At 73.2% G+C, this 3,135-nt stretch carries 3 protein-coding genes; all 3 read left to right on the plus strand.

Going from position 1 to position 3,135, the window contains the following annotated elements; genetic code table 11:
• Positions 1-1,094: exopolysaccharide biosynthesis polyprenyl glycosylphosphotransferase (locus tag OZN99_RS28345; RefSeq protein WP_270938569.1), on the plus strand; the 1,094-nt coding region annotated here is incomplete at its 5' end.
• Positions 1,095-1,129: 35 nt separating this feature from the next.
• Positions 1,130-2,125 carry a glycosyltransferase family 2 protein gene (locus tag OZN99_RS28350; RefSeq protein ID WP_270938570.1) on the plus strand — a complete coding sequence of 332 codons (996 nt, stop codon included), beginning with the start codon at positions 1,130-1,132 and terminating at the stop codon, positions 2,123-2,125.
• Positions 2,122-3,135, plus strand: a 1,014-nt coding sequence (locus OZN99_RS28355; protein WP_270938571.1) for a glycosyltransferase family 2 protein, incomplete at its 3' end; no start/stop codon positions are given. The genes OZN99_RS28350 and OZN99_RS28355, both read left to right, overlap by 4 nt.

Here is a 3,135-nt window from a genome sequence, read left to right on the forward strand (position 1 = left end):
TCGACGCGGCCGGGCGGATCGACGCGGCCTGGCTCGTCATGGCGACGGCATTCGGCGCGGCCGGCCTGGCAGCGGGACGCTACGGCACGGCGGCGCTGCTGCGCGGCGCCCCGCGCAGCGCGCGGCGGGCGGTGATTCTCGGGTCCGGCCCCCAGGCGACGCGCTTCGTCGCCGCCCTGCGTCGCGACCCCGCGGGGCTGGATGTCCTCGGGCTGTTCGACGAGCGGGGCATGCGCGCCGCGGATCTGCCGCCCGGCGTGCCAGCGCTCGGCGGTCTGCCGCAGTTGACGGCGATGATACGGCGCGGCGAGGTGGAGGTGGTTGTGATCGCCCTCCCCTGGTCGTCAGAGGCGCGCGTGGCGGCGCTTGCGGAGTTGCTGGCGGCCTATCCCGTGGAAGTCAGGCTTGCGCCCGACCTGGCGGCGGCGAGGCTGCCCACCGACGGGCAGCCGCCCATGCCGGCGCTGCTCTGCGCGCGGCCGATCGCCGGCTCCGCGGCGCTGCTGAAGACCGTCTCGGACTACGTGCTGGCGAGCGGGGCGCTGCTGGTCGCGGCCGTGCCGATGCTGCTGATCGCCCTTGCCGTGCGGCTCGACAGCCCCGGGCCGGTTGTGTTCCGCCAGCGCCGCATCGGCTTCAACGACCAGCCCTTCGATGTCTTCAAGTTCCGCACGATGTACGCGGAGGAGACGGACCACGAGGCGCGGCGCCAGGTGCTCCCAGGCGATCCGCGCGTCACCCGGGTCGGCGCGATCCTGCGCCGCACCTCGCTCGACGAGCTGCCACAGCTGTTCAACGTGCTGCGGGGCGAGATGAGCTTCGTCGGGCCGCGGCCGCACGCGCCCGGCACCCGCGCCGGGAACCGCCGCTTCGAGGAGGTGGTGGCGAACTACGCGGCGCGCCATCGGGTGAAGCCGGGCCTCACCGGGCTGGCGCAGGTGCGCGGCTATCGCGGCCCGACGCCGACCGAGGCCCAGATCCTGCTGCGGGTCGAGAGCGACCTGGAATACATCGCCGGCTGGTCCCTGTGGCTTGATTTCGTGATCATTCTGCGCACCTTGCTGGTCGTGGTCCGCATGCGTAACGCCCTGTGAACGGGACGGAGATGCGGTCCGCGGAGGGCTGGGGCATGACACGCATCGAGCAGGCGCCGCGGGAGGCCGAAGCCTGGGCAGAGGATACCGCCCGGGCGCCACGGATCGCCGTGCTCGTCCCCTGCTACAACGAGGAAGTCGCGATTCCGCGCGTCGTCTCCGCCTTCCGCTCGGCGCTGCCGGAAGCGACGGTCTATGTCTACGACAACAACAGCCGCGACCGCACGCAGGAGGCCGCGCGCGCCGCCGGTGCCGTGGTCCGGCGCGAGACGCAGCAGGGCAAGGGCCATGTCGTGCGCCGGATGCTCGCCGACATCGAGGCGGACGTCTACGTGCTGGTGGACGGCGACGACACCTACGATGCCGCCGACGCGCCGGAGATGATCCGCATGCTGCTCGAGGAGCGGCTGGACATGGTGACCGGCGTCCGCGTGACCGATGCCGCGGCCGCCTACCGGCCCGGGCATCGCCTCGGCAACCGGCTGCTGACCGGCGTGGTGCGCATGGTGTTCGGCGACCGCATCACCGACATGCTCTCGGGCTACCGCGTCTTCTCCCGCCGCTTCGCCAAGTCCTTCCCCGCGCTGGCCGCCGGCTTCGAGACGGAGACCGAGTTCACCGTGCACGCGCTGGAGTTGCGCATGCCGGTGGGCGAGCTGAAGACCCGTTACCGCGAACGCCCGCCCGGCAGCCATTCCAAGCTGAACACCTATCGCGACGGGTTCCGCATCCTGAACGCGATCGGCCTGCTGGTCCGCCGGGAGCGCCCCCTGCCCTTCTTCGGCGCCGCTGCGCTCGCGCTGGCGCTGGCGTCGATCGGGCTCGCCATCCCGGTCATCCAGACCTGGCTCGCGACCGGGCTGGTGCCGCGCCTACCGACGGCGGTCCTGTCCACCGGGCTGATGCTGCTCGCCTTCCTCTCGATCGCCTGCGGCCTGATCCTGGACACGGTGACGCGCGGCCGGCTGGAGACCAAGCGGATGGCCTACCTCGCTGTCCCGGCGCCGGACTTCCGATTGCCGCCGCGATGACGCCCGACCGGCCCGAGCACGTCGCCGGCGCGACCGGCCCTGCCGCGCCGGTCGATGCCGACGTCATCATCCTCGCCATGGACCGGCCGGAGGAGACGGTGGCCGCCATCGCCTCCGCCCGCGCGCAGGTGGGCGTCGCGAAGCATGTCTGGATCCTGGACCAGGGCAGCCGGCCGACGGCGCTGGCCGATATCGCTGGGGCGGTTAAGGGCGCGACCGACGCCACGCTGTGGCGCGCGGCCCGCAACCACGGCGTCGCCGGCGGCCGCAACCGCGCCACGGCGCTGGGCGGCGCGCGGGTGGTCTTCGCGCTGGACAACGATGCGGAATTCGCCCGGCCCGACACGCTGGCGCGCGCCGTCGCGGCGCTGGACACGGAGCCCGACCTGGCCGCCATCGCCTGCCGCATCCTGGTGCATGACACCGGCGAGGAGGACCTCTCCTCCTGGGGCTATCCGACGGGGCTGCTGCCGCAGGCCGCCGGCAGTTTCGACGCCGCCACCTTCGTGGGCGCCGGCCATGCCCTGCGCCGCGCCGCCTTCGCGGCGGCGGGCGGCTACGACGAGGCGCTGTTCTTTACCTGGGAGGAATTCGACCTCGCGCTGCGCCTGATCAACATGGGGCACCGCATCCGCTACCGCGGCGACATCGCAGTGCGCCACAAGGTCAGCCCGGAAGCGCGGGTGGCCTGGAGCGGCACGCGCTGGCACCACTACGTCCGCAACCGGCTCTACATCGAGATGAAGCACGGCGCGCATCCGCTGGCGCTGCTGCCGCGCTTCCTGGCGTACCAGGTCAAGGGCGCGCGCAACGGCTTGCTGCGCCAGGGCCTGGGCGCGGGGCCGGCGGCGCTTGCGCTGGCGCGGCGCTTCCGGCCGCCGGTCGCGACGGTGCATCTCTACGGCCGCCCGCCGCAGGCGCGGGACTACCTGGCGCGCACCGACGCTGCGCATCGTGGCGGGTTGCTGCGCCGCCTGCACCGCGAGGTCCTGGGCGGGCTACCCGCCATC

The organism is Falsiroseomonas oryzae (assembly GCF_027856955.1).
Lineage (GTDB): Bacteria > Pseudomonadota > Alphaproteobacteria > Acetobacterales > Acetobacteraceae > Falsiroseomonas > Falsiroseomonas oryzae.

What these genes read in the sequence shown, in the direction of transcription:
- OZN99_RS28350 (WP_270938570.1), top strand. Translation starts at nt 1,130, where the DNA reads ATGACACGCATCGAGCAGGCGCCGCGGGAGGCCGAAGCCTGGGCAGAG.